This is a genomic window from Streptomyces sp. B21-105 (assembly GCF_036898465.1).
In the GTDB taxonomy this organism is placed as follows: Bacteria; Actinomycetota; Actinomycetes; order Streptomycetales; family Streptomycetaceae; genus Streptomyces.
Genome location: NZ_JARUMJ010000001.1, coordinates 8847776 through 8871795, shown reverse-complemented (window position 1 = coordinate 8871795; position 24020 = coordinate 8847776). Strand labels below are relative to the sequence as shown.

Sequence of the window (24020 nt, the reverse complement as noted above, 5' to 3'; positions counted from 1 at the left end):
CGTGCCCGTAGTACACGTCATGACGGGGCTTCCGGCCTCGGGGAAGACGACCGCCGCGCGCAGGATGCAGGCGGAGTCCGAGGGCCGGATGCGTCGTGTCAACCTCGACGATCTGCGGACGATGCTCGACGTCCCGGCGCCCGAGCGCGGCCGGTCGCACGCGCATGAGCAGACGGTGCTGGCGATCCAGGACGCGGCGGTGCGCGCGGCCGTCGACGGCGGTTTCGACGTCGTCGTGGACAACACGCACATGACGCCGCACATACCGAAGCGACTGAAGGCCGCCGTGGCGGGACAGGCCACCTTCGTCGTGCACGACTTCACCGACGTACCGGTGGAGGAGTGCATCCGGCGCGACGCCGCACGGGAGCGCGTGGTCGGCGAGGAGATCATCCGGCTCCTGGCCCACAAGCACGGCGTGGCCAAGCGGGGCGGCTGGCGGCTCACCGCGGAGTGGCTCAACGACGAGCCGTCCGTCGAGCCGTACGTCGTGGACCCGGCCCTCCCGTCGGCCGTCATGTGCGACATCGACGGCACGCTCGCTCTGCGGGGCGCCCGGGGGCCGTTCGACTTCACCCGCTGCGGGGAGGACCTGCTCAACGTGTCGGTGCGCGATGCGCTGCGTTCCTTCCGGGGCGCCGACGGCGATGTCGTGGTCCTGCTCTCGGGCCGCGGTGAGGAGCACCGCGAGCGGACGGAGGCGTGGCTGCGTGCGCACGAGGTGCCGTACGACGAGCTGTGGATGCGTGCCGCGGGCGACGGCCGCCGCGACGACGTGGTGAAGGCGGAGCTGTTCGACCGGCATGTGCGTCACCGCTTCGCGGTGCGGGTCTCCCTCGACGACCGTGATCGCGTCGTCGCGGTGTGGCGCCGGATGGGTCTGCCGACCTGGCAGGTCAACTACGGCAGCTTCTGACCTTTCGGCCGGCGGGCGCGGTCGTCCGCTTCACTCGGCGACGTCCGTTTCCGGTCAGCCGCCCCTGTGTGTGAGGGGGCGGCTGGCCGGTGGGCGTCAGGCGTACGGGTCGAAGGGGATCGCGGACGGCTTGGCCTTGTTGAGCGTGTCGTTGAACTTGGAGTCCTGGAGGGGGAGGTTGGCGTCGCCCCAGTCGGAGCCGTTCAGGGTGTTGCGCAGGTTGGGCGCCAGGTTGTCCCAGGTGAGCAGGTTCTCCTGGTGCCAGGCGCCGGTGTCGTTCTCGGCCGTCTCACCCCACTGGGCGAAGCGGAAGGCGTGGGTGCTGGCGCCGTCCTTGTGGTAGACGGCCATGACGCGCCGGCCGCTCATCGGGACGTCGGCGATCGGATGGGTGCTGAACCCGCCGTGCCGGGAGGCGGACAGGTAGGACGGCGTGTTCGCGCCCTCGGCGACCCAGACGACCATGCACTCCCAGTCGTGGCGGTGGCCGATGCCGGGCGACGCCTCGTCCTTCTCGAAGTAGCTGGCGTAGATGATCCCGCACCAGCCGTTGTCGCACTTGGACCGCGAGTAGGTGTTGGCGTGGTCGAGGTGGCCCCCGCGACACTGGCCGGTGACGGAACCGGTGGGCTTCAGGCCGCCGTTGAGGTTGCCGGCCGGGTCGACGGCGGCGGCCGGGTAGCACGAGTCCGTGTCGTAGTCGTACACGGGCTCGAAGTACGTCTGGAGCGAGGTGGCGTTCTCGGGAAGGTTCTGCAGCACGCCGGCGGAGGCGCTGCCCGACAGGGCGACGGCGAGCGCGAAGGCGCTGCCCGCGACGGTCGTGGTTTTGACGACCCGGGAAGTCCTGCTGGTTCGAGGCATGGGGGTCCTATCAGTGGTTCGGTGGATCCGTGGTTCCGTTCGGTGGTTCCTCGGTGGTTCGGTGGTTCCTGGTGGTTCGGCGGTTCGGCGGTTCGCCGAATCGGTCGTCCGATGGATCGGCGGACCGAATGGTTGCGGACATGACATCCGCGGTGTGCAGGAAGAGAGTGGCAAGCCGAGGGGACGATGGAAGGGCTTTCTACAAAACTCGTGAAGGCCATTCACCGAACTCGGCCAACGCCGCCCGGACGTTCCGCGGCGAATGGTGCACAGGGCCCGCCCCCAGGCGAACAGGTCCGCCCGATCCGACGTATACGCCGAGGTGAACGCACATGCCCGACGCGGGATTGCCGGTCGTGTCCGCGAGCACCTGACCGTCCGTGCCCCGACCGCCCGCACGACCGCGGACACCGCTAGCATCACCGTGATGAACAGCCGGACCCTGTACAGGCGTTGTGACGCGTGGGTGAACTCGCCCGTGGCGGCGCTCCGCGCCGTGCTGACGATGCTGCTCATCGCCGTGGCCCTGTGCCTGGGCCCTTCGGTCCACACCGCCGCCGGCCCGCACCCAGCCCTCTCCGTGACCGCCGCGACCCCGGTCACCGCCGCGACCCTTGTCGCCGCACAGGCGCCGGCGGGCGGCCGGACCGCCGCGCACCACGCGGTGTCGTCGGCACGTCCGGGCGACTGCCACTCGGGCGGCGGGTGCTGCGCAAGGTCCGCGCACGGCGGACCCGCCGTCGTCCCCGCGGCTCCCCAGCCGTTGCCGGTCGTCCTGCCGTGTTCGCCGACTCCGGCCCGACAGCCGGTCACCGCCCACGCCACCGGCGTGCCGCTCTGCCGGGGCGCCCCCGATCTTCACGCCCTCAACGTGCAGCGGATCTAGACGGACGCCCCGCGCCCCCGAGCGCGCCGGCATCCATCCCTTCCCCCGCACTCACCGCCGTACGGCGGAGACGAGGACGTCCCGGTCATGAGCAAGACCAGCAAGAAGGCCGCCGCCGCATCCCGCAAGGACCGTATCGAGGAGATGCGGCGCGCCGAGCGAGCCCGCGAGCGCCGCAACCGCATCCTCACCGTCACCCTCAGCGCGGTCATCGTCGCCGCCGTCGTCGGCTGGGGCGCGTACGCCATCAACGACGCGAACGAGCGTGAGGAGCAGAAGTCCGCCGCCGCGGAGAAGCCGGTCCCCGGTGAGAAGACCTGGGACGTGAAGAAGCTCGGCCGCAACCACGTCGCCGGCACCGTCTCCTACCCGATGCAGCCTCCCGTGGGCGGTGACCACCACCAGGCGTGGATGACATGCGACGGCACGGTCTACACCCGGGCCATAGCGAACGAGAACGCCGTCCACTCCCTCGAACACGGCGCCGTCTGGGTCACGTACAACGACAAGGCCGCCGACGCCGACGTCAAAGCCCTTGCCGACAGGGTCGACAGGACGCCCTACACGCTCATGAGCCCCGACAAGAACCAGGCCGGGAAGATCACCCTGTCCGCCTGGGGCCGTCAACTCACGGTCGAGAAGGCCTCCGACGCCCGGGTCGAGCAGTTCCTGCTCAAGTACGTCCAGGGCGCGCAGACGCCCGAGCCCGGCGCCGCCTGCACCGGCGGGCTGACCGCCTCCTGACGGACACGCTCACCGAGCCACGTCCGCCGGTGCGATCCGGCGGACGTCGGCCGCTCCTACCGCGCGGGAGTACCCGAGCCCCACCACGGGACCCGGTCGCCGACGTCGTGCGCGGCGAAGAAGTCCCGGACGGCTGCCTTCTCCGCGGCGTCGGGCTGCACGTTGACGCAGTCCGATCCCGCCCAGCCTCCCGACATCACCTTGGCGCAGGGGCTGCCCGGACCGAGGTCGGGAAGCGACAGGATGTGTCCCAACTCGTGGACGACGATGCGGGAGGGCTTGTACAACTGGGCGTCCCCGACTTCGAGGTACACCCAACCCCGGCCCGCGCCCTTGATGTTGACGTGGGACTGAACGCCCCTGGCCGTCTTGTACTCCATGACCCGCAGTGCCGCCGGAGTGTCCTGCTCGACGAACTTGATCGTCGGGACGGCCGTGTTCCAGATCTCGATCGCCTCGCGGGCCGCGTCGGTGTACGAGCCGGCCAGCATGAGGTCGATCGGTATGACCTCCGGTGTCCGGCCGGCCGCCTGGGTCGGCGTGCCGACCCCCACCAGGAGGCCACCCGCCAGGACCACGGTCGACAACAGGTTCAGTGCTCGGGCCACAGTGGACGCCTCCGTTGCAGTGACAAATGGCAATGCAGGCTAGTGGCTTCCGGTGGCGTCCTCAACGCCTCTTTCCGGCCTCTTCCCCCCGCCTTCCCCCTCGCCCTCCTCTTCGTCTTCCTCTTCCTCTTCGTTCTCCTCTTCGCCCTCCTCTTCCTCGAGCAGCAGCAGAGGACGTGACTACTCCCCCGCATAAATGCGGGGGCTTCTCGTCAAGCTGGTTGAGCTTGACGACGGGCCAGCCCGGCCCGCAGAACATTGGAAGCTCCCACGACGTCAGCGTGCGCCCGGTGGCCGCATCCAACGCAGTGGAACTTCTCCTGTGTGGGCCGGTTCTCCGCGCTGACGTGCCCGCATTCGGGGCATGTCCGAGAGGTGTTGCGGGGGTCCACGGCGATCACGTCACGTCCGGCGCTTTCAGCCTTGGCGTGCAGGATCGTCAGGAACACCCCCCATCCGGCATCCGAGATCGAGCGGTTGAGGCCCGTCTTCGCCGCCGCGCCGTTGGGCAGGAATGCCCCTGGCGTGTCGGGGTCGGGCTTGGGTGCGGCGGTGCGCACCATGTTGCGGATCGTCAGGTTCTCGTGCGCGATGAGGTCGTGGTCGCGGACGAGGTCGAGCGCGGTCTTGTGTGCGTGGTCCAGGCGCTGACGCCGCACCTTGCGGTGCAGGTCGGCGACGCGCTCGACGGCCGCTGGTGGTTCTTCGTCCGCTTGTCGCGGCGCACTCGTCCGAAGGTGGACAGCTTCCGTTGTGCGGCTTCGAGCTTCGCTGTGGCCTTGCGGCCGTGGCGCGGGTTGTCGATGTGCTCGCCGTTGGAGGTGGTGAGGAAGGAGGCGATGCCCATGTCGATGCCGACCACGGACCCTGTCCTGGGCAGCGGCTCGGGCTGGGCCTGCTCGGCGGTCAGCACCACGTACCAGCGCTTGCCCTCGCGCTTGACGGACACGGTCTTGACCTTGCCGGCCACGGGCCGGTGCTGCTTGACCTTGACGTGCCCGACGCCTTGGAGGCGTACGCGGGTCTGCGGATCATGCGGGGTGGAGTCCCAGCGGCAGCCGTCGCCGTCCTTGGGGAAGTCCACCGTGTCGAACCAGTTGACTCCCCGCAAGCGCGGGTAGCCGGGCGTCTGGCCGTACTTGATGCGGCGGAAGAACGCGGCGAACGCCTTGTCGAGGCGCCGCAAGGTGGCTTGCTGGCTGGAGAACGACCAGCGGCCCTGACGCTCCGGGTCGAACGCCCGGATCTCCTTGAGCTGCGCGGACTGCATCCCGTACTTGATGCTCGTCTTCGACACGTGCCGGTAGGCGTCACGCCGTTCCTGCAAGGCCCCGTTGTAGAGCGAGCAGTGATCGCGCAGCATCTCGCCGAGAGCGGCGGACTGGCCCACGGTGGGCCGCATGAGGAACTTGTACGCACGGATCATCCGGCCCACCCCCTTCCTGGTCGTTGCGATCACCCTACTGCCCTTGGGGTATGTCACCACGCTGGGAACCAGACACCGATATCCGCAGGGGGCGTCACGTCACCTTCGATCTCCACGCCCACTTGGTGTTCGTCACCAGATACCGGAAGGGAATCTTCGATGACGAGATGCTTCGGCGATGCGAAGAGATCATGCGGGAGGTCTGCGACAAGTTCGAGGTGGAGCTACGCGAGTTCAACGGCGAGCGTGATCACGTGCACCTGCTCGTGCACTACCCGTCCAAGCTCGCCCTCTCCAAGCTGGTCAACAGCCTCAAGGGCGTCAGCTCCCGGTACCTGCGCGCCGAATACACCGGCCGCGTCAACCGAACCGGGATGGGATCGGTGTTCTGGTCCCGCTCGTACTTCGCGGCCTCCTGCGGCGGAGCGCCGCTGTCGATCATCCGTCAGTACATCGAGGGCCAGCGCCGCCCCCTGCCCTGACCTCAACGAACAACGGTGCTCCGCACCGTTCCGCTTTCCCGCCCCGGCTGAAGCCGGGGATACCCAGCGGAGGACCTGATGGATCGCCTGTGCGTGCGGGGACCCCAAAGCTCCTGCGGCCGCCTCGGCGCCACTCTTCCGCACCCCGCCGGGTGGCTGCACCGGACTGCGCCGGGCACGATGACGCCGAGAGGGCAGAAGCCGTGAGCGGCAGGAAACCTTGACGAGGGGTCCGACGTGATGAACGACGGTGCGTCCGGCGCGAAGGCGCGACCACTGCGGCGCCGCGTCGCTCCCGCCGTCGCCGGCCTGATGCTGGCGGTGGCGGGTACGGCGTCGTTGGCCTCGTGCGGCAGGCTGAAGAACGTCGAGGGCCGGGGCAACGCGACAGCGGACGTCTCGCTCACCGGAAAGCCGCGGGCCGTCGTCGAGACACGCTTCGTCGGCGCCGACGACCTCGCGGCGGGCGCCCGGGCCCATCCCCTCGCCATCAGCCGTAAGCCGCCCCAGCCGCCGCTGACCGCCGAGGTCGCCAAGGCACAGCGGTACTGAGCACGCCGGCGCACGTCCGGTGCATCCGTCGCGGACCGGGGCGATCCGGCACGGACTCCCTCGCGGGCCGGAGGGATCACCTCCGGTGACGTGTGAAAAGAAGTGACCGATTTGCTGAACGCACGCGCAGGCTGAGCTAGCCTCGTGTTCCATGGGGGCGAACTAACGTTCATCGAAAGTCACTTCGGGGGAATTCTTGTCGGGACAGCGACCGGGACCTGCTGACGATGCGGCGGCGACGCTGCGGCAGACCGGTGCCTCACCACTGCGGCTCGGCGACCCCAGGCGCGTCGGTCCGTATATGCCGGTAGCCCTGTTAGGCAGCGGCGGCATGGGACGGGTCTACCTGGCCCGCCCCACGGACGAGAGTCCTGGACTGGTCGCGCTGAAGGTGATCAGGCCGGAGTACGCGGAGGATCCGAGCTTCCGGCGTCGTTTCGAACGCGAGGCGTCGGTGCACGCCCGTCTTCGGACGCCGCACGCGCCACGGCTGTGCGGTACGGGCTTCCAGGACGAACTGCTGTGGATGGCCACGGAGTACCTCCCCGGCTTCGACCTGGCGGAGGCCGTACGCGAGGACGGCACCCTGGAGACGGGCGCGGTCTGGCGGCTGGTGGGGGAACTGGGCCGGGCGCTCGCCGGGCTCGCCGTCGAGGGGATCGTGCACCGGGACCTGAAGCCGTCCAACGTGCTGCTGTCCGTCCGGGGCGCACACGTGATCGACTTCGGCATCTCCAAGGCCGCGGACGCGAGTGCGATCACCGGTACGGGCAATCGTGTGGGCACACCGGCCTACATGTCGCCCGAACACCTGCGGGAGGGCCGCTCCGACACGGCGTCGGACGTGTTCTCGCTCGCCGGGACGCTGGCCTACGCGGTGACCGGGCGGGCTCCGTTCGGCGACGGCACCGGTGTCGACGTGATGCACCGGGTGGCGTTCGAGGAACCCCATCCCGAGGTGATCGGTGAGATCTCCGCGGCGGACCCGGAGCTCGGCGCGCTGCTGACCGCCTGTCTGGCCAAGGAGCCCACGCAGCGGCCCAGCCCGCAGCAGCTGATCGCCACGGCCGGGGCCCATGCCGTGCCGTCCGTCTGGCCGGAGCCACTGGGCGCGAAGGTGCAGGCCCGGCAGCGGGCGTACGAGGCGCTGCTCCGCCTGCCTGCCGCCGGCACGCCCCGTCTCCGGTCGGCGGGCGACCCGTTCGCAGCTTCGGCCGTTCGGACGCCCGAGGCCGTTCCGCCGGTTCCGCCCGCCCCGTCGTCACCGTCGCCGGCGTCGGCGTCGTCACCGTCGTCGGCGGCGGAGAGCGACCCGGCCGCGACGCCGTCGCAGCGGTCGGGCCCCGTGCAGGCCCCCGCCCGGAGCAGGCGGAGGCCGCTGCTGATCGCCGCCGCGGCCCTCTCGACCTGCGCCGTGGGCGCGGCGGGGTTTCTGCTCATCGGTCAGGATCATCCCGCCACCGCGTCCCCGGAAACCGGTGTCACCAGGGCCGTCGGCGCCGAACCCGGCGGGGCCTCCACCGCGCCGGCCTCCCCGAGCACGAGCGCTCACGCCCGCCCCGACGTGGACGGCGCCGCCGTCGAGAACCGCGACGGCACGACCGGCGCCCCCGCCCCGGACGCCAAGGCGTCGGCCTCCGCGGCCGGCGGGCACGTCAACGCTTCGGGCGGCACCGGAACCGGAACCGCACCGGACAGCTCCCCGTCCCCCACGCCGTCCACCGCCGCCCCGTCCGCCGTGACCGACACGGCGCCCTGGCTGTCCGAGTGCACGTACTACGCCGGCAAGGCACGCACCCTCTTCGGCGACACGGGCAAACGCGTGCAGCAGGTTCAGTGCATGCTGTCCAAGCGCGGGTACAGCGCGGGAAGCGCCGACGCGGACGGCGAGTTCGGGGCCGGCACGAAGGCCGCGGTCCAGACCTTCCAGAGCGAACGGGGACTCAAGGCCAACGGCGTCGTGAGACCCGACACCTGGAACGCGCTGCGCTCCACCGAGTGACCGGGCCCGCCCCGGGTCTCGTGCGGTAGGCGCCGACGAGCGGGAAGCCCGCCGTCCCTGTTGGAAGATCAGGAAGCCGCAGCCGTCCCCTGGACCAGACCACGCGGTCAAGTTTTGATCTCCCTCGACAGAGGCGACGACAGAATTGGGTTACCGGCGGTAAGTTCCGGCTGCCACTCCCCACACACAGGAGTTCCCCTTCATGCGCCGTCTCCTCACCTGCCTCACGGCCGCGGCCGTCACCTGCGGCGGATTCCTCGCGACCGCGACACCCGCCGCCGCGGCGGACCCGGCCTCCGGCTCCTTCAGCGCCCTCACCTACAACGTCGCGGGCCTGCCGGCGATCATCTCCAGCGCCTCCACACCCCGCGACACCAGCACCACAGCCATCGGCCAACGCATCGCGCCGTACGACATCGTGCACGTCGAGGAGGACTTCAACTACCACTCCTACCTCTACGCCGCCGACACCGCACACGCCTACCGCACCCCGACCAGCGGCGGCGCCGGCATCGGCAGCGGACTCAACACCCTCTCCAAACTCCCCTACGACGCCGACGACTTCGAGCGGGTGCGCTGGAACTCCTGCCAGATCGACTCCGGTGACTGCCTCACCCCCAAGGGCTTCACCTTCATCCGGGAACGGCTCGCCGAGGGCGTCTACGTCGACTTCTACAACCTGCACACCAACGCCGGCACCAACGCCGGCGACCTCGCCTCGCGCGCCGACAACCTCGCCCAGCTGACGGCCTTCATCAAGACCCACTCCGCCGGGAACGCCGTCGTCGTCATGGGTGACACCAACACCCGCTACACCCGGGCCGGCGACACCATCGCCGAGTTCGCCGCCGCCAACGGACTCACCGACGCCTGGGTGAAACTCGTGCGCGGCGGCACCCCGCCCGCCAAGGGCAGCGACGCCCTCGTCTGCGACCAGACCGGCCCCACCGTGCCCAACACCTGCGAGGTCGTCGACAAGGTCCTCTACCGCGGCAGCAAACTGGTCTCGCTCGACGCCACGTCGTACAACAACGAGCACGCCAAGTTCCTCACCGGTGACGGACTCATGCTCTCCGACCACGACCCCGTCGCCGTCGGCTTCTCCTGGTCGCGCAACCCGGACTTCCAGCTCAGCGACCAGTTCGGCGGACCGCACGGCGACTACTACAACGACATCGACGCCGTACCGGCCGGCGCGAGCCCCGTCAGCCTCTCGCTGCGCAGCGGCACCCGCGTCGACGGCGTCGCCCTGACCCTCGCGGGCGGCAAGGCCCTCACCCACGGCGGCACCGGCGGCACGGTCTCGACCCTGACTCTGGGCAGCGGCGAGTACGTCACCTCCGCCCAGCTGTGCCAGGGCCGCAAGGACGGTCTCACGCGCGTCTTCTCCGCCAAGTTCACCACCAACCTCGGCCGCAGCCTGTCCGGCGGGACGACCACGTCCGACTGCGTGACGCGCACCGCACCGTCCGGCCTGCAGCTCGCCGGGTTCCACGGCCGCGCGGGGAACGAGATCGACAAGCTGGGCTTCATCTACACGAAGCGCTGACCCTCCTCACCCCCCGCCGAGCCTCGCCGAGCCTCGTCGACCCTTTGATGCACCGATCGCGCGGCGGCGGCCTCAGGGCCGTCGCCGCGTCCCCGGGGCCCGTGGCATGTCGTGGCGCGACGGGGACAGGCTGCTCCTCGCGGCGGCTTCGTTTCGAGCTGCCGGGGCAGTCGGGAACCCGATATCGTCGAACGGGTGTGCCGGAAGTGAGCTGAGGAGATCTGGGCATGGCAGCAGGACCGGAGCACGAGGAGAGCCACCGGATGGGGTTCCCGGCGGCACCCGTCACCGCGCCGGCCGAGGGACTCGAGGCCATCGGGACCGGGGCTTACCTCGTGGACGAGCAGGGACGCATCCTCGCCGTCAACGCTCTCGCCGAGCAGCTGCTGGACCGGCCCGCCGCGGATCTGCTCGGCCAGGACGCGCACGACCTGCTGCACCGGGACGCCCATGGCCAGCCTCTGCCGAGAAGCCAGTGCAACATGCGGCAGGCGTTCCACGCCGGTCGCACCGAGCAGGCCCCGGAGGACTACTTCGCACGCGGGGACGGCTCCCTGCTGGCCATCTCGTGGCTGATCACCCCGTTCGATCTCGCAGGCCACGAGAACACCACGCTCGTCCTCTTCCACGCCCCTCGTCCGGCGGAGGCCGACGCCCGGCCCGAGCCGGCTCCCACGCTGCTGCCGGAGCTCGAACGCCTCGCGCTGCTGGCCGCGACGACGACGCAGCTGACGTCCACCCTCGATGTCGAAGAGGCACTGCGCCGGCTGGTGACCCTGGTGGTGCCGCGTCTGGCGGACTGGGCCATCGTCGACCTCATCACCGAGCGCGACGAGGTGTGGCGCACCGTCGTCGTCGAGGCGGACGGCGGCGACCTGGTGCGCCACGACGAACTTCAGGGACCGATGCCGCCGATCCCCGAGGAGTCGCCGATGCCCCTGTCCCGGGCGCTGCGCGGGGTCGCCTCGACCCTGGCCGGCCCGCAGACCTACCAGGGGCCCCCGGATTCCGGCATCGCGGTCGAGCAGCGCCGTCTGTTCGAGGCCACCGGCGTCCACTCCGCGGCCATCGCGCCCATCCGCAGCACACGCGCGGTCCTCGGGGCGCTGACCCTGGGCCGCGCCAAGCAGCCGGGGGAGTTCCACACCACCGACCTTCCGCTGCTCGAGGACATCGCCCGCCGCGCCGGCCTCGCCCTGGACAACGCGCGCCTCTACCAGCGTCAGCGCAAGGTCGCCGAGACCATGCAGAACCATCTGCTGCCCCAGATGCCGCGCGTGCCCGGCCTGCAGATGACGGTCCGCTACCTGCCCGCGCCCGACGCCTCGCAGGTGGGCGGCGACTGGTACGACGCCTTCTCCCTGTCCGACGGCGCCACCGCGCTGGCCGTCGGCGACGTCGTCGGTCACGACCTGGAGGCGGCGGCCGGCATGGCGCAGGTGCGCAACATGCTCCGGGCCTACGCATGGGCTCTGCACGAGCCTCCCAGCCAGATCGTGGCCCGGCTCGACGAGGCGGTCATGCACATCACCGACGTCGCCATGGCCACCTTGATCCTCGCCCGGGTCGAAGCGGCCGACGACGGTCACTGGCGGCTGTCCTGGACCAACGCCGGCCACCCACCGCCCCTGTTGATCAGTCACGACGGCCTGGCCGAGTACCTCACGGGAGGACACGGCATCCTCCTGGGCACCGGCGCCCGCAGACCCCGTGCCGACGCCACCGTCCTGTTGCCGCCCGGCTCCACCCTGCTCCTTTACACCGACGGCCTGATCGAGGAACCCGGCCACACCCTCGACGAGGGTCTGCACCGGCTGCGCCGGCACGCCGCCGCCCTCGCCCACCGCCCGCTGGCTTCCTTCACCGACCTGCTGCTGCGCCGGGTCCGCCCCGCCGCCAACGACGACGACGTCGCCCTCCTCGCCCTGCGGACCCCGCCCCGGAGTTGAGGCCCCCTCGCCGCGCGGGTCGCGGCGGGGTCCGGGAGACGTGGGCCCGGAACCGGGCAACTCCCCACCGGGTCCCCTCAGTTAGGGTGACCGTGTGATCGAATTCTCCGTCCTGGACGACAGCACCCGATGGTGGAACGACTTCGAGCGGCGGCGACGCGCCTCCTACACCGCGGCCGGACTCGGAGCGGCCGCGGCGGAGAGCATGCTGGAGGCCGCACGCACCGATGCCGGTGACTGGACCGTCGCCGAGATCTCGGACGCCGGGGCACGTGTGGGGTATGTCGCGGTGGGCGTGACCGATGCCGACACCGACGCCGACGGCACGCTGACGGGCCGTATCGGCGACCTCCACGTGGACGTCCCCCACGCCGGCCGGGATCACGAGCGGGCCGCCCGCGACTGGGCCGAGGAGTGGTGCGCGAGGCGCGGTGCGAGCAGGGTGGCGGTGCGGCTCGCCGAGCCCGCCGGCGAGCTGTTCGACGATTACCGTGTCCGGGGCCAGCTCAGGGCGCGGCGCGTCGACTCCCCGGCGGCACCGCTGGACGGCGTCACCGCCCGGCCGATGACCGGGGCCGAGTATCCCGGGTGGCTCGCCTCGGAGAAGGCCGCCTATGTCTTTGACATCGTCCGGGCGGGAGCCCTGAGCCCCGAGGAGGCCGTCCTCAAGTCGGACCGGGACTTCGCCGAGCTGGTTCCGGAAGGTCTGGCGACTCCCGACAGCGCGTTCCTGGTGCTCGAGGCGGCCGGCGAGCCGATCGGCACCGGCTGGTTGAAGCACGGGCATCTCCCGGGCGTCACCTACGGCTACTCGCTGCACGTCCACGAGCGGCACCGCGGCAAGGGGTACGGGCGGGCCGCGATGGCGGCCGGCGAGCAGACGGCTCTCGCGGCCGGGGACGACGCGCTGATGTTCACCGTGTGGGGCGGCAACGAGGTGGCCATGAATCTGTACACGAGCGCCGGTTACCGCGTCGTGGAGGAGAACCGCTCGATCGACGTCCCCCGCCCTGCCTCCTGAGCCGCGTGACGCGCTCTCTCGCGGTGCGGCGTATCCCCCTGGGGCGGCCTTGAGCCCGGTGTTTGCGGGCAGACGGGACATCGACGACGGCTGGTTCGGTTGGCGCGAGGAGAGACAGTGGCGAAGGACTCATCGCTGAGGGCTGTGGGGTGGGCGCGTTCGCTGCCGCTGAACAGCGGGGCGAAGGCCGCCCGGGACTGGACGCGAGCGCACCTGGAGACGCTGGCCTGGTCGAGGACCGCGCCCGACCTGGTGCATTCCGTGGTGCTGGCCGTGTCCGAACTGGTCACCAACGCTCATGTGCACGCCCGCAGCGCGGCGCAGCTGATCCTCACGTGGGACGAGGAGTGCCTGCATGTGACCGTGCACGACTCCTCGCCCCGGCTTCCCGAGCCGCGCGACCCCGGCACCGCGGCCCCGGGAGGGCGCGGTCTGCTGCTGGTCGATGCCCTCGCCGACGACTGGCTGGCCTATCGCTGCCCCCGCGGCAAGAAGGTCACCGCCTGTTTCCAACCACCGTCTCAGCCGGTTCCGCGGTGAACGGTTCGGCGTGAGGCCCGGCGCCCGCCGGGCCCCGACCGACGGTCGCCGTGGAAACCGGCAAGCGGGTCGTCCCGCACGTGCGGCTGCGGGCGCCCGTCATCGGTCTACCCACTGACGCGCTGTTCTCCGTGGTCGGCCGGGTGTTCCCGATGGTCCCCGGCGGGTTCAGCGTTCGGTGAGCATGCCTTCCCGCAGTCGGGCGAGGGTGCGCGACAGCAGCCGGGAGACGTGCATCTGCGAGACGCCGAGACGGTCACCGATCTCGGCCTGGGTCAGCTCCTCCACGAACCGCATGTGGATGATCTGCCGGTCCCGCTCGTCGAGTCCGGCGATCAGCGGGGTCAGGGTGTGGAAGTCCTCGACCAGCTCCAGCGCCTGGTCCTCGGCGCCGATGAAGTCCTGCAGCGCCGTTTCGCCGTCCTCGCTGCCGCTGACGGCGGCGTCCAGGGAGGAGGAGTGGTAGCCGTTGGAGGCGAGGCGTGCCTCGCGCACCTCGTCCTCCGGCAGGCTCATCAGCTCGGCGAGCTCCTTGGTGGTGGGCGTACGGCCGAGGCGGCTGCGCAGTTCCTCCGTGGCGCGGGCGAGCTGGACACGGGCTTCCTGCAGCCGGCGGGGCACATGGACGGCCCACGTGGTGTCCCGGAAGAACCGCTTGATCTCCCCCACGATGTACGGCACCGCGAACGACGTGAACTCCACCTCACGCGTCAGCTCGAACCGGTCGATCGCCTTGATCAGACCGATCATGCCGACCTGGACGATGTCCTCCATCTCCTCCGGCCCCCGACTGCGGAACCGGCCGGCCGCGAACCGCACCAACGACATGTTCATCTCGATCAGCGTGTTCCGCGCGTACTGGTACTCCGGCGAACCCTCCTCCAGCACCGCCAGCTGGTCGAAGAACAGCTTCGACAACTTCCGCGCGTCCCTCGGCGCGACCTTGGAAGGGTCTGCGATCTCCGGCAGCTCGTGCGCCCGCCTGTCCGTTGCCGTCGCGCTCCTGAGCGTCATGACCTGTCCCTCCCGCATCGTCGAAACCATCGTCGAAACCACCCGCAGTGCCCGCCGCGCCGGACGGACGCAGCCGGCGCCGTCCCGCGCTTACCCCATTATTCTGCGTCCATGCCTGCGTCCACCGGAAAAATGTGGGGGGTGGACGCCCGCTCGGTCGAGGAGGCGCCGCGCCGGAGTCACAGGAAGCGGCGGACGGGGACCACGGCGGTCTCCCGGGCCCTCTGCAGCACGGAGCGCCGCTTCCACCGCCCCTCGCGGATCAGCGCGGCGGCCCGCACGTCGTCGTCGAAGTGACTGTCGAGGGTGCCCGTGAACGGGAAGATCTCGTCCCCGTTGCGCAGAGCGGTGAGAGCGTTGCCCTCGGTCGCCGCGATGCCGATCAGCCGCTCCAGTCGGCGGCGTATGCGTGCGGCGCGCTCCTGCGCGGTCCCCCGTGCCGGAAGGCCGGCGCGGGGGACGGTGGACTCGGGCCGTTCCTGCGTACTGGTCATCGCTGGTCACCTGGCCGGCGCTCATGGGAGACGAAAGCCGCACTGCCCGGACCGGCTCGGGACGCGGCGTGCAGCGCGTACCCCCGAGTCCGAGCGACACCCGTCGCTCGGGGAGAGCCGTCCCTCACCTGCGCACCTCACCGGTCGGCCGGCGGATCGCCGCCGCCGCGGGCCCGTTCCGAGCACGGCGCGCCGAACTGAACGCCCGCTGCGCGTGCTGAGGCGCGCCCACGACGTGACGGTCGCCGGTTCAGGCTGCCTGGGTGAGTTCGGCGCGGCCGAACAACAGGGCGTATCCGGAGGGGAGTCGGGCGAGAACACGGCTGAGCAGATCCTCGCCGGCGAGCTGGGCCACGACCCGCAGGACGGTGCCGGTGTCCCAGCGGGTGGTGGCCGCCGTCCCGCCGGTGCGGGACGCCAGGTCCTTCACGAAGCCCCAGCCGGTGAGGCGTTCGGTGGCGGGGATCTCGGAGGCGATGGTGACGGCGGCCTCGTACGGCAGCCTGGCCGCGAGCTCCACGCGCTCGTCGCCGTCGAGTTGACGGCCGAGAGCGGCCAGCACGGCACGCACGGACTCCTCGGCCTGGGCGCGGGTCGGATACGCGCCTTCGTACCGCACTCTTTCCAGCATCTGCTCGAACGTCGTGCCCACGGCGGGCCGGCGCGGCTCCTGCACGGAGATCATCGGTGAAGCGGTTGCCCTTCTCGTCTGTGGTGATCGTGTCTCGTCTGTGGTGAATGGTGGGACGGTGGCCGGGGGTCTCACCCGCCGGCCACCGGCGCCGTCCGGCCGGAGGAAGGTGCGGCGACACTGCGAGGGTTCGCGCGACACCCACCGGGAACGCGAGGGGGGACGCGGCCCGCGGCCGCCGTGCGGGGCGCGACGGCCGCGGAGGGCTTGCCTGCCTCCGGCGCTGTCGAAGCGGACTCAGCCGCTGATCTGCCGGCGCGAGGAGCCGCTGCCGATGGCGACCTTGCGGGGCTTGGCGCGCTCGGCGATGGGGATGCGCAGGGTCAGCACACCCGCGTCGTAGTCCGCCTCGATGCGCTCGGTGTCGAGGGTGTCCGCCAGTACGAGCTGACGGGAGAACACGCCCAGAGGCCGCTCGCCGAGTTCCATCTGCACGTCGTCCGCCTTGGCGACGGGCCGCCGCTCGGCCTTGACGGTCAGCATGTTCCGCTCGACGTCGATGTCGATCGCGTCCGGGGAGACACCGGGCAGGTCGAGGGCGATCACGTACTCCTCGCCCTCACGGTAGGCGTCCATCGGCATCGCCGACGGCCGCGACCACGTGCCCGTGGTGTTCAGGAGCTGCTGGGTGAGTCGGTCGAGCTCGCGGAACGGGTCGGTGCGCATCAACATCGGGAAACACCTCCAGTGTTCGGTTCAGGCACTTGCTGCCAATGCGGGGTGACCTGCCTCCGTTGTAACATGTCATCGAAACAATGACAAGCAAGATGTCGTCCATACGATGACGGCAGCCACCGGAGGCGGCATGACCACCGACGATCACCACGACTCCCCCACCGTCACTCCCGCGTCCTTCCTCGCGGCCGCGGCCCTCGACACGATCAACGAGGCTCTGCGCACCGCCGGGGCGCCGTCGGCAGAGGACGAGCATCCCGCGCCCGTGCCGCCCAGCTCGGAACAGGCGCTCGCCGCACTCCTGCTGCTGCGCGAGGTGCGCGAACGGCTCGCCGGGTGGGAACCGGGCCTGATCGAGGAGGCCCGGGAGGCGGGCGCCAGCTGGGCCGACCTCGCCCACCCCCTCGGCGTCTCCAGCCGCCAGGCTGCCGAACGCCGCTACCTGCGCGTACGCCCCGGGAGCCCCGGATCCACCGGCGAGCAACGCGTCCAGGCCACCCGCGACCGCCGCGCCGCCGACCGCACCGTCACCGCATGGGCGCGCGCCAACGCCGCCGATCTGCGCCGGCTCGCCGGACAGATCACCGCCCTCGGCGACCTCCCCGCCGCGGCCCGCACCCCCCTCGCCGAGCTCACCTCCGCCCTCGCCGCGGACGACGCCGCCGCCCTCGTCGCCCCCTTGACCGGCACGCGCCCGTATCTGACGTCGGACCACCCCGAACTCGCCGCGCGCGTCGACGACATGGCCCGCCACACCGACCGGCTCCGCCGGCACAGCGGCGACCAGCGCCGGGGGCATCACACACCGCCGGGGTCGTGACGGAAGTGCCCCCAGCTTCAGGGCGGCTCAGCTCGCGGGCCGTGCCGGGCGAGCGCAGGGCGGAGGAGGCTTGAACAGGACCAGCACCTCGACGTCGTGGCCGCCGCCGGGCGGCTGGGCCAGCGTGAGCAGCGTCGTCATCAGCGCCGGGTGACCTTTCGCGACGCCCTTCTGGCGCGGCCCCAGGGCGGCCGCCTCGGCAAGGTCCCCGGCGGCCGCGGCGAAGACGTCCCGGCTCCCGAACAGGAAGAAGGTGCCGGCGTGGGTGGCGTGCCGCACCTGGTCACGGAAGTCGGCCCGCTTCTCGCGTTCCGCCCACCGTGCGGCGTCCCGGGCGGTGTGGCCCTCGTCGGTGCCGGCGGTCAGCGGCGTGCCGTGCGTCAACCTGCGCCGCAGCGCGGGCCACTTGGCGGCGCGCAGACCGAGCGTGTGATGGACGAGGACGAGGTCGACCGGCGTGCCGAAGCCCTCCTCCGGCTGGGGGGAGTCTCGCAGCGGCACATGGACGATCGTGTGCCTGGAGTACGCGGCGAAGGAGAACAGGCCCGAGAGCCGGTTCAGCCCTTCCTGGTCGCCGAACAGGGCGCCGATGGGCTCGGGTGCGCTCAGCGAGGCACGGCGCAGAGGCTCCCACGGCTGGACGACACGGTGTTCGTGCGGACCCGTACGGAACCTGAACTGCCGCAGCCTCAACCGCATATGAAGAACCTCATGGCCTCAGGATCGCGGCCGGCGCCGCTCGTCGGCAACGGAGATTCCGCCCGCCGGCGATCGGCCGTGCGCGCCGTTTCCGACGGGCCGCCTGCCCGCCGGCCTGTCAGCGCGTCAGCGCGTCAGCGCGTCAGGCCAGCGGGTCGAGGAAGGTCAGCACGGAGGCAGGCTCTTCGATCAGCGGGGTGAGCGCGGTGTTGAACGGGCCGCCGTAGGGGGCGTTCAGATGGGCCCGGAAGGCGTCCTCGTCCCGGTACACCTCGAAGATCCAGAAGGCGCGCGGCTCGGCAGCCTTGGTGTAGACGTCGAAGGCGATGTTGCCCTCTTCCTCACGCACCTTGAGGGCGTAGTCGCCGATCAGGCGGGCGACCTCGTCCTGCGCCCCTTCGCGGGCGGTGAACTCGGCGAGCAGGGTCTTCTTCACGGTCTCGGGTCCTTGTCCGTCATGGGCGTGTGGTGTTGCGGGCTGTGGGCGGTGAGCTGTGGGCGTCGTAGAGCGCGGTGTCGGCGGGATCCGCCGTGGGCGTGACCGGCTGCCGGCCGCCCGCGTCGACTTGTGTCAACGATGACATCAGGTGGCCCGATGATGGGCGCGGTCCGCCCCGCGCGTCAACGGCTCGGGGTGGATCGCGCCCGGTGGGCCGGGCCGGGCAGGCGGGAGCGCTCAGGCTCCGCCGGTGGGCGCGAGCTGCGCCAGCTGGTCCCGCCACGGCGGGTTGGGGCCGGCGACCGAGCAGGTCAGGGCGGCGACGCGAGCGCCGAACCGGCAGGCGTTCGCGACGTCGTCGAGACCGAGACCGGTCAGCCGGCCGCCGAGGAGGCCTCGGGAGCCGAGATGGTGCAGCAGTCCGGCGGTGAAGGAGTCCCCGGCGCCGACGGTGTCGACGACGCCGGTGGTCACCGCGGGCACCCGCACCCGTTCCCCGTCGAGCGAGGCCAGTGCGCCGTCGGCGCCGAGCGTGATCACCACGAGCCGCGCCCCCGCCTCGTGCCAGGTGTCGCAGGCCTGCTCCGGCCCGACACCCGGCAGCAGCAGCTCGAGATCGTCCTCGCTCAGCCGCAGGACGTCGGCGAGGGAGCACCAGTGCGCCAGCCGGGCGCGGTAGACCTCGGGGCGCACCAGCAGCGGCCGGACGTTGGGATCGATGCTGATGGTGGCCCGTGGCGCCGCCGAAGCCAGGAACTCCTCCACCACCGCCCCGCCGGGTTCGCGGACCAGCGCCAGCGACCCGGTGTGCACACAGGCCGCCTCGGACAGGTCCACCGCCGCCAGTTCGCCGGGCGTCCACTGCCAGTCGGCCGTGTTCTGGGCGTGGAACGAGTAGGCGGCCTGACCGGTGGCGTCCAGCTCCGCCACCGCCAGCGTGCTGGGCTCCGCGGCGGCGACGGCGTACGACAGGTCGACGCCGGACGCCTCCAGGTGGGCCCGGAAGAGGCGGCCGAACACGTCGCCGGACAGCCGTGCGAGGAAGCGGGCCGGTGTCCCGAGCCGGGCCAGCGCCACCGCCGTGTTCGCGGGTCCGCCGCCGGGCAGCACCCGCAGAGCGAGTTCGTTCGAGGCGTTGACCGGTTCCGCGAAGGCGTCCGCGACGCACTCTCCCAGAACGGTGATCTGACGCGGGCTCATGGGCTGCTCTCTCTCGGAAAGGGCGGGGAAGGCCGGGGAAGGCGGGGAAGGCGGGAAGGGCTCGGAGAACCGTACGGAAAACGACTGCGGACGACTGCGGACGGGCGGAGGGTCGACGCGGCGCCACCGCGACCGAGCGACTGCACGAAGGCGGCGGTCGGCGGCGTTGCCGATTTGTGACGGGTGGAAGGCATTGACGTTGCCGGGATCCGGAGTCCATCATCCTCGCCAGGAAGTGTCAACGATGACATAAGTCAACGATGACACCCCGGGCTGCACGCTCTGATCCCTACCCGGTGCCGCCCGCTATCCCACAGGAGTCGATCATGTCTCGCACCACTAGCCTGTCCTCCTCCCTCCTCAGAGTCGCCGCGGTCACGGGCGTCGCGGCCCTCACCCTGACGGCCTGCGGGTCCGGCTCCGGTTCGGGCTCCTCGAGCTCCGGCTCGGGCGAGGTGAAGGTCGGACTGATCACCAAGACCGACACCAACCCCTTCTTCGTGAAGATGAAGGAGGGCGCGCAGAAGGCGGCCAAGGAGAACGGCGCCCAGCTGTCCACCGCTGCGGGCAAGTTCGACGGGGACAACGCCGGGCAGGTCACCGCCATCGAGAACATGGTCGCCGCCGGGGTCAAGGGCATCCTGATCACGCCGAGCGACTCCAAGGCGATCGTGCCCGCGATCGCGAAGGCCCGCGCCAAGGGTGTCCTGGTCATCGCCCTGGACACGCCGACCGACCCGCAGAGCGCGGTCGACGCCCTCTTCGCCACCGACAACCTCAAGGCCGGCGAGCTGATCGGCGAGTACGCCAAGGCCGCCATGAAGGGCAAGACCGCGAAGATAGCCGCCCTCGACCTGGCGCCGGGCGTCTCCGTGGGCGTCCAGCGGCACGACGGTTTCCTGAAGGGCTTCGGCGCCACGGACAAGGACGTCGTGTGCGCCCAGGACACCGGCGGCGACCAGGCCAAGGGCCAGACCGCGATGGAGAACTGCCTGCAGAAGTCGCCCGACATCAACGTCGTCTACACGATCAACGAGCCTGCGGCGCTGGGCGCGTACACCGCGCTGAAGGCCAAGGGCCGTGAGAAGGACGTGCTGATCGTCTCCGTCGACGGCGGCTGCACCGGCACCCAGGCGGTCAAGGACGGCAAGATCGCCGCGACGTCGCAGCAGTACCCGCTGAAGATGGCGGCCGAGGGCGTCAAGGCCGTCGTGGCGTACGCCAAGGACGGCACGAAGGCGTCCGGTTACACCGACACCGGCGTCACGCTGATCAGCGACAAGGCACAGGACGGGGTCGCCTCGAAGGACACCGCCTACGGCCTGGAGAACTGCTGGGGCTGAGCCGCCCTCCGCAGGACCGTACGACACGTCACTCCCTTCAGCGGGGCGGTCGGCCCACCTCCCCGACCGGGGACGACCGCCCCCCTTGTCCCGGCGGCGGGGGTCCGCGCCCCCGTCCTCCGACAAGGACATCTGTCTTCCGACAAGGACTTCGCATGACAGCCACGACCACGCCGTACTCGGAGCTCAAAGCACCGACCACGGTCCGCAGACTGCTCACGGCGCCGACCACCGGACCCCTGGCAGCCCTCCTCCTGGCCTGCGCCTTCTTCTCCTTCTCGACCGACCAGTTCCTGACCGGCGGGAACTTCTCGCTGATCGTGCAGCAGGTCATGGTCGTGGGCACCCTCGCCATCGGGCAGACCCTGATCATCCTCACGGCGGGGATCGACCTGTCGTGCGGGGCGGTGATGGCGTTCGGCAGCATCGTGATCGCCAAGATGGCCGCAGAGGGTTCGGTCCCGCCGCTCGTCGCGATCGCGCTGGGTCTGGCCGTCTGCGGCGGCTTCGGGCTGCTCAACGGGCTGCTCGTGCAGAAGATCCCGCTGCCGCCGTTCATCGTGACGCTCGGCATGCTCAACGTGGCGTTCGCGCTGACCCACATCTACTCCGAGGAGCAGACGGTCACCAGCCTGCCGGGCCCGCTGACCGCGCTCGGGGAGACCTTCCCGCTCGGTCACACGGACATCACCTACGGCTCGCTGGTCACCATCGCCCTGTTCCTCCTCCTCGCCTACGCGCTGAGCAGCACCGGCTGGGGCCGGCACGTGTACGCGCTGGGCAACAGCGCCGAGGCCGCCCGCCTCAACGGCATCCGCACCTCGCGCCTGACCATCGGCATCTACGCCGTGGCCGGCCTGCTGTACGGCATCGCCGCCCTGCTGCTCATCTCCCGCACCGGGGTGGGCGACCCGCAGGCCGGGCAGACCGACAACCTCGACAGCATCACCGCCGTGGTGCTCGGCGGCACCAGCCTCTTCGGCGGGCGCGGCTCGGTGCTGGGCACCTTCATCGGCGTCCTCATCGTCGGCGTGTTCCGCAACGGCCTGCAGCTGATGGGCGTCGCCTCCATCTACCAGACCCTGATCACCGGTGTCCTGGTGATCCTCGCGGTGACCGTCGACCAGATCTCCCGGAAGAAGGCCCGATGAGCGCCACGTCCTCCCCCACGCCCGTGCTGCAGGCCCGCGGTCTGGTCAAGCGGTACGGCCAGGTCACCGCCATCGACGGCGCCGACTTCGACCTCCTGCCCGGCGAGGTCCTCGCCGTCATCGGCGACAACGGCGCCGGCAAGACCAGCCTGATCAAGGCCCTCACCGGCGCGGTGGTCCCGGACGCGGGCGAGATCCGGCTGAACGGCAGCCCCATCACGTTCTCCGGCCCGCAGAGCGCTCAGGCCCACGGCATCGAGACGGTCTATCAGGACCTGGCCGTGGCAGCGTCCATGGACATCGCCTCGAACATGTTCCTCGGACGGGAGCTGCGTCGCCCCGGCGTTCTCGGCAGCGCCCTGCGCATGCTGGACAAGAAGCGCATGCGGCAGGAGGCGGCCGAGCACATGGCCGACCTGAAGATCGGGCTGCGCTCGCTCACCCAAGCCGTGGAGACCCTCTCCGGCGGACAGCGCCAGGCCGTCGCGGTCGCCCGCGCGGTCGCCTGGGCCCGCTCCGTCGTCGTCATGGACGAACCCACCGCCGCCCTCGGCGTGAAGGAGTCCGGCCAGGTCCTCGACCTGATCCGGCGCGTCCGCGACAAGGGCATGCCGGTGGTCCTCATCAGCCACAACATGCCGCACGTCTTCGAGATCGCCGACCGGATCCACGTCCACCGCCTCGGCCGGCGCGCCGCGCTGATCAAGCCGTCCGACTACTCCATGGCCGAGGTCGTCGCCATCATGACCGGCGCCCTCAGCGTCGACGAGGCCGGAGATACTGTCGTAGCGGATTCGGAGGCCGCCAAGGCCGCCGGAGTCCAGGCCACCTGACAGCACAAACCCCGCTCTCGCAGTTCCGGCCGAGGCCGCGGCCGGAACCGAGAGCCCTCAGGAGACGGTTCCCTCCATGGCAGCCAACCGCCGCCCCACCCTGGCCGACGTCGCGCGAGAGGTCGGCGTCAGCGCCAAGACGGTCTCCCGGGTCCTCAACGAGGACGGGCCCGCCTCCGCACAGACCAGGGAACAGGTACTGGCAGCAGTGGCCAGGCTCGGCTTCCAGCCGAACCTGATGGCTCGCAACATCCGCGTCGGAGGCCCGGACACCACCATCGGACTGGTCATCCCCGACCTCGCCAACCCGTTCTTCGGAGCCGTGGCGCGCGCCATCGAGGACACCGTCCGCGACCGCGGACTGACCCTGCTCATGGGCTCCTCCGCGGACGACCCCGACCGCGAACGCGCTCTCACCGACAAGTTCCTGGCCCGCCGGGTCAGCATCCTGATGGTCGTCCCGTCCGTCGGCGCCGACCACTCCCACCTGAAGTCCCACCGCACGGCGGGCCTTCCCGTCGTCTTCCTCGACCGTCCCGGCGTCGGGCTGGCCACGGACAGCATCGTCAGCTCCAACCGGGCCGGAGCCCACGACGGCGTCGCCCACCTCGTCGCCCACGGACACCGGCGCATCGGCTTCGTCGGCGACCTGCCCGTCAAGCTCTACACGCGCCGCGAACGTCTGGCCGGTTACCGCTCCGCACTGGCGGAGGCGGGCATCGTCCACGACCGCTCGCTCGTCGCCAACGCCCATGACCAGCAGGGCGCCGAGGCCGCGACAGCCCGGCTCCTCGGGCTGGCCGATCCGCCCACCGCGCTGTTCGCCGGCAACAACATCATGGCGCTGGGCATAGTCGCCGAACTCGCGCGCAGCGGACGCAAGGACGTCGCCGTCGTCGCGTTCGACGACGTGGCGCTCGCGGACGCGCTCGAACCGGCTCTGACGGTGGTCGCCCAGGACGCGGAGGAACTCGGCAGGGCGGCGGCCGCCACCGCGCTGAGCCGGCTCGACAGCGACCGCACCCGCGCCCACACCATCACCGTCCCCACCCGGCTGATCGTCCGTGGCTCGGGGGAGCAGCGCGCGCCCCGGGCATAGGACTCGTCCCGGCCCGCGCTCAG

General features: G+C 71.1%; 24 protein-coding genes and 2 pseudogenes. 16 read left to right on the top strand and 10 right to left on the bottom strand.

The genetic code is table 11. From position 1 onward, the window contains the following. The first annotated feature begins 1 nt into the window (after position 1). A complete protein-coding gene (locus tag QA802_RS39670) occupies positions 2 to 916 on the top strand; it encodes a phosphatase domain-containing protein (protein WP_319167870.1) in 915 nt (304 codons plus the stop codon). 96 nt (positions 917 to 1012) lie between these two features. Here the strand turns inward: QA802_RS39670 and QA802_RS39665 are convergent, their stop codons facing one another. Beyond that, a complete protein-coding gene (locus QA802_RS39665; RefSeq protein WP_334533514.1) occupies positions 1013 to 1780 on the bottom strand; it encodes an NPP1 family protein in 768 nt (255 codons plus the stop codon). Between the two features lie 427 nt (positions 1781 to 2207). On the opposite strand from QA802_RS39665, the gene QA802_RS39660 reads away from it, so the two are divergent. Together QA802_RS39660 and QA802_RS39655 are read left to right on the top strand one after the other, a co-directional pair. After that, positions 2208 to 2666: a hypothetical protein gene (locus QA802_RS39660; protein ID WP_334533512.1), complete on the top strand. Its 459-nt coding sequence runs from the start codon at positions 2208 to 2210 to the stop codon at positions 2664 to 2666. Positions 2667 to 2753: 87 nt separating this feature from the next. Further along, the gene (locus QA802_RS39655) at positions 2754 to 3410 is read left to right on the top strand and encodes a thioredoxin-like domain-containing protein (protein ID WP_334533510.1); all 657 of its coding nucleotides are present in this window, start codon (positions 2754 to 2756) and stop codon (positions 3408 to 3410) included. A gap of 56 nt (positions 3411 to 3466) precedes the next feature. Here QA802_RS39655 and QA802_RS39650 read toward each other — a convergent pair whose 3' ends face one another. Then, the gene (locus QA802_RS39650; RefSeq protein ID WP_334533508.1) at positions 3467 to 4018 is read right to left on the bottom strand and encodes a snapalysin family zinc-dependent metalloprotease; all 552 of its coding nucleotides are present in this window, start codon (positions 4016 to 4018) and stop codon (positions 3467 to 3469) included. A gap of 42 nt (positions 4019 to 4060) precedes the next feature. Here QA802_RS39650 and QA802_RS39645 point away from each other — a divergent pair, with 42 nt between their 5' ends. After that, entirely contained in the window at positions 4061 to 4198 is a 138-nt protein-coding gene (locus QA802_RS39645) for a hypothetical protein (protein WP_334533505.1), read from the top strand. Between the two features lie 32 nt (positions 4199 to 4230). On the opposite strand, the pseudogene QA802_RS39640 reads toward QA802_RS39645, so the two are convergent. Next, a pseudogene (locus QA802_RS39640) lies at positions 4231 to 5444 on the bottom strand (RNA-guided endonuclease InsQ/TnpB family protein). 50 nt (positions 5445 to 5494) lie between these two features. Here QA802_RS39640 and tnpA point away from each other — a divergent pair. From tnpA to QA802_RS39605, 7 genes are all read left to right on the top strand, one after another. After that, complete coding sequence (tnpA, locus tag QA802_RS39635; protein ID WP_334533502.1) at positions 5495 to 5926, top strand: IS200/IS605 family transposase; 432 nt, start codon at positions 5495 to 5497, stop codon at positions 5924 to 5926. 240 nt (positions 5927 to 6166) lie between these two features. Continuing rightward, positions 6167 to 6478: a hypothetical protein gene (locus QA802_RS41825; RefSeq protein WP_443042243.1), complete on the top strand. Its 312-nt coding sequence runs from the start codon at positions 6167 to 6169 to the stop codon at positions 6476 to 6478. A 331-nt stretch (positions 6479 to 6809) separates the two neighbouring features. Next, the gene (locus QA802_RS39625) at positions 6810 to 8480 is read left to right on the top strand and encodes a protein kinase domain-containing protein (protein ID WP_334533499.1); all 1671 of its coding nucleotides are present in this window, start codon (positions 6810 to 6812) and stop codon (positions 8478 to 8480) included. Positions 8481 to 8682: 202 nt separating this feature from the next. After that, entirely contained in the window at positions 8683 to 10029 is a 1347-nt protein-coding gene (locus QA802_RS39620; RefSeq protein WP_334533496.1) for a jacalin-like lectin, read from the top strand. 263 nt (positions 10030 to 10292) lie between these two features. Beyond that, positions 10293 to 11978, top strand: coding sequence for a SpoIIE family protein phosphatase (locus QA802_RS39615; RefSeq protein WP_334535182.1), 1686 nt, complete (start codon positions 10293 to 10295; stop codon positions 11976 to 11978). 94 nt (positions 11979 to 12072) lie between these two features. Continuing rightward, positions 12073 to 12999, top strand: coding sequence for a GNAT family N-acetyltransferase (locus tag QA802_RS39610; protein ID WP_334533493.1), 927 nt, complete (start codon positions 12073 to 12075; stop codon positions 12997 to 12999). 117 nt (positions 13000 to 13116) lie between these two features. After that, positions 13117 to 13539, top strand: a complete 423-nt coding sequence (locus QA802_RS39605; RefSeq protein ID WP_334533490.1) for an ATP-binding protein — start codon at positions 13117 to 13119, stop codon at positions 13537 to 13539. A 168-nt stretch (positions 13540 to 13707) separates the two neighbouring features. Here the strand turns inward: QA802_RS39605 and QA802_RS39600 are convergent, their stop codons facing one another. The 4 genes and pseudogenes from QA802_RS39600 to QA802_RS39585 form a co-directional block, all read right to left on the bottom strand. Further along, positions 13708 to 14553: an RNA polymerase sigma factor SigF gene (locus QA802_RS39600; RefSeq protein WP_334533487.1), complete on the bottom strand. Its 846-nt coding sequence runs from the start codon at positions 14551 to 14553 to the stop codon at positions 13708 to 13710. Between the two features lie 320 nt (positions 14554 to 14873). Beyond that, positions 14874 to 15047, bottom strand: a pseudogene (locus QA802_RS41820) (cardiolipin synthase B); the annotation flags it as partial. 250 nt (positions 15048 to 15297) lie between these two features. Then, the gene (locus tag QA802_RS39590; protein ID WP_334533481.1) at positions 15298 to 15732 is read right to left on the bottom strand and encodes a DUF2267 domain-containing protein; all 435 of its coding nucleotides are present in this window, start codon (positions 15730 to 15732) and stop codon (positions 15298 to 15300) included. Positions 15733 to 15975: 243 nt separating this feature from the next. Next, the gene (locus QA802_RS39585; protein WP_334533478.1) at positions 15976 to 16410 is read right to left on the bottom strand and encodes an Hsp20/alpha crystallin family protein; all 435 of its coding nucleotides are present in this window, start codon (positions 16408 to 16410) and stop codon (positions 15976 to 15978) included. A gap of 133 nt (positions 16411 to 16543) precedes the next feature. Between QA802_RS39585 and QA802_RS39580 the strand changes: the two genes are divergently transcribed. Then, complete coding sequence (locus QA802_RS39580; protein WP_334533477.1) at positions 16544 to 17233, top strand: type III effector protein; 690 nt, start codon at positions 16544 to 16546, stop codon at positions 17231 to 17233. Between the two features lie 27 nt (positions 17234 to 17260). Here QA802_RS39580 and QA802_RS39575 read toward each other — a convergent pair whose 3' ends face one another. The 3 genes from QA802_RS39575 to QA802_RS39565 all read right to left on the bottom strand — a co-directional run bounded on the left by QA802_RS39575 (position 17261) and on the right by QA802_RS39565 (position 19571). Beyond that, a complete protein-coding gene (locus QA802_RS39575; RefSeq protein WP_334533475.1) occupies positions 17261 to 17932 on the bottom strand; it encodes a hypothetical protein in 672 nt (223 codons plus the stop codon). A gap of 142 nt (positions 17933 to 18074) precedes the next feature. Next, entirely contained in the window at positions 18075 to 18368 is a 294-nt protein-coding gene (locus QA802_RS39570; protein ID WP_334533473.1) for a putative quinol monooxygenase, read from the bottom strand. A gap of 240 nt (positions 18369 to 18608) precedes the next feature. Then, positions 18609 to 19571 (bottom strand): carbohydrate kinase family protein, encoded by a 963-nt coding sequence (locus QA802_RS39565; protein WP_334533471.1) that lies wholly within the window; start codon positions 19569 to 19571, stop codon positions 18609 to 18611. A gap of 326 nt (positions 19572 to 19897) precedes the next feature. Between QA802_RS39565 and QA802_RS39560 the strand changes: the two genes are divergently transcribed. The 4 genes from QA802_RS39560 (at position 19898) to QA802_RS39545 (ending at position 23997) form a co-directional block, all read left to right on the top strand. Beyond that, a complete protein-coding gene (locus QA802_RS39560) occupies positions 19898 to 20914 on the top strand; it encodes a sugar ABC transporter substrate-binding protein (protein WP_319167853.1) in 1017 nt (338 codons plus the stop codon). A gap of 155 nt (positions 20915 to 21069) precedes the next feature. Then, a complete protein-coding gene (locus QA802_RS39555) occupies positions 21070 to 22065 on the top strand; it encodes an ABC transporter permease (protein ID WP_334533468.1) in 996 nt (331 codons plus the stop codon). Continuing rightward, positions 22062 to 22898 (top strand): ATP-binding cassette domain-containing protein, encoded by an 837-nt coding sequence (locus QA802_RS39550; RefSeq protein ID WP_319167850.1) that lies wholly within the window; start codon positions 22062 to 22064, stop codon positions 22896 to 22898. Before QA802_RS39555 ends, QA802_RS39550 begins: the two co-directional genes overlap by 4 nt. 76 nt (positions 22899 to 22974) lie before the next feature. Further along, positions 22975 to 23997 (top strand): LacI family DNA-binding transcriptional regulator, encoded by a 1023-nt coding sequence (locus tag QA802_RS39545; protein WP_334533462.1) that lies wholly within the window; start codon positions 22975 to 22977, stop codon positions 23995 to 23997. The last annotated feature ends 23 nt before the right edge of the window (positions 23998 to 24020 follow it).

Coding starts and splice junctions, on each gene's coding strand:
- tnpA (WP_334533502.1), top strand. CDS start 5,495: ATGTCACCACGCTGGGAACCAGACACCGATATCCGCAGGGGGCGTCAC.
- QA802_RS39580 (WP_334533477.1), top strand. CDS start 16,544: ATGACCACCGACGATCACCACGACTCCCCCACCGTCACTCCCGCGTCC.
- QA802_RS39600 (WP_334533487.1), bottom strand. CDS start 14,553: ATGACGCTCAGGAGCGCGACGGCAACGGACAGGCGGGCGCACGAGCTG.
- QA802_RS39555 (WP_334533468.1), top strand. CDS start 21,070: ATGACAGCCACGACCACGCCGTACTCGGAGCTCAAAGCACCGACCACG.
- QA802_RS39560 (WP_319167853.1), top strand. CDS start 19,898: ATGTCTCGCACCACTAGCCTGTCCTCCTCCCTCCTCAGAGTCGCCGCG.
- QA802_RS39660 (WP_334533512.1), top strand. CDS start 2,208: ATGAACAGCCGGACCCTGTACAGGCGTTGTGACGCGTGGGTGAACTCG.
- QA802_RS39625 (WP_334533499.1), top strand. CDS start 6,810: ATGGGACGGGTCTACCTGGCCCGCCCCACGGACGAGAGTCCTGGACTG.
- QA802_RS39590 (WP_334533481.1), bottom strand. CDS start 15,732: ATGATCTCCGTGCAGGAGCCGCGCCGGCCCGCCGTGGGCACGACGTTC.
- QA802_RS39620 (WP_334533496.1), top strand. CDS start 8,683: ATGCGCCGTCTCCTCACCTGCCTCACGGCCGCGGCCGTCACCTGCGGC.
- QA802_RS39550 (WP_319167850.1), top strand. CDS start 22,062: ATGAGCGCCACGTCCTCCCCCACGCCCGTGCTGCAGGCCCGCGGTCTG.
- QA802_RS39655 (WP_334533510.1), top strand. CDS start 2,754: ATGAGCAAGACCAGCAAGAAGGCCGCCGCCGCATCCCGCAAGGACCGT.
- QA802_RS39585 (WP_334533478.1), bottom strand. CDS start 16,410: ATGTTGATGCGCACCGACCCGTTCCGCGAGCTCGACCGACTCACCCAG.
- QA802_RS39665 (WP_334533514.1), bottom strand. CDS start 1,780: ATGCCTCGAACCAGCAGGACTTCCCGGGTCGTCAAAACCACGACCGTC.
- QA802_RS39565 (WP_334533471.1), bottom strand. CDS start 19,571: ATGAGCCCGCGTCAGATCACCGTTCTGGGAGAGTGCGTCGCGGACGCC.
- QA802_RS39575 (WP_334533475.1), bottom strand. CDS start 17,932: ATGCGGTTGAGGCTGCGGCAGTTCAGGTTCCGTACGGGTCCGCACGAA.
- QA802_RS41825 (WP_443042243.1), top strand. CDS start 6,167: ATGAACGACGGTGCGTCCGGCGCGAAGGCGCGACCACTGCGGCGCCGC.
- QA802_RS39545 (WP_334533462.1), top strand. CDS start 22,975: ATGGCAGCCAACCGCCGCCCCACCCTGGCCGACGTCGCGCGAGAGGTC.
- QA802_RS39615 (WP_334535182.1), top strand. CDS start 10,293: ATGGGGTTCCCGGCGGCACCCGTCACCGCGCCGGCCGAGGGACTCGAG.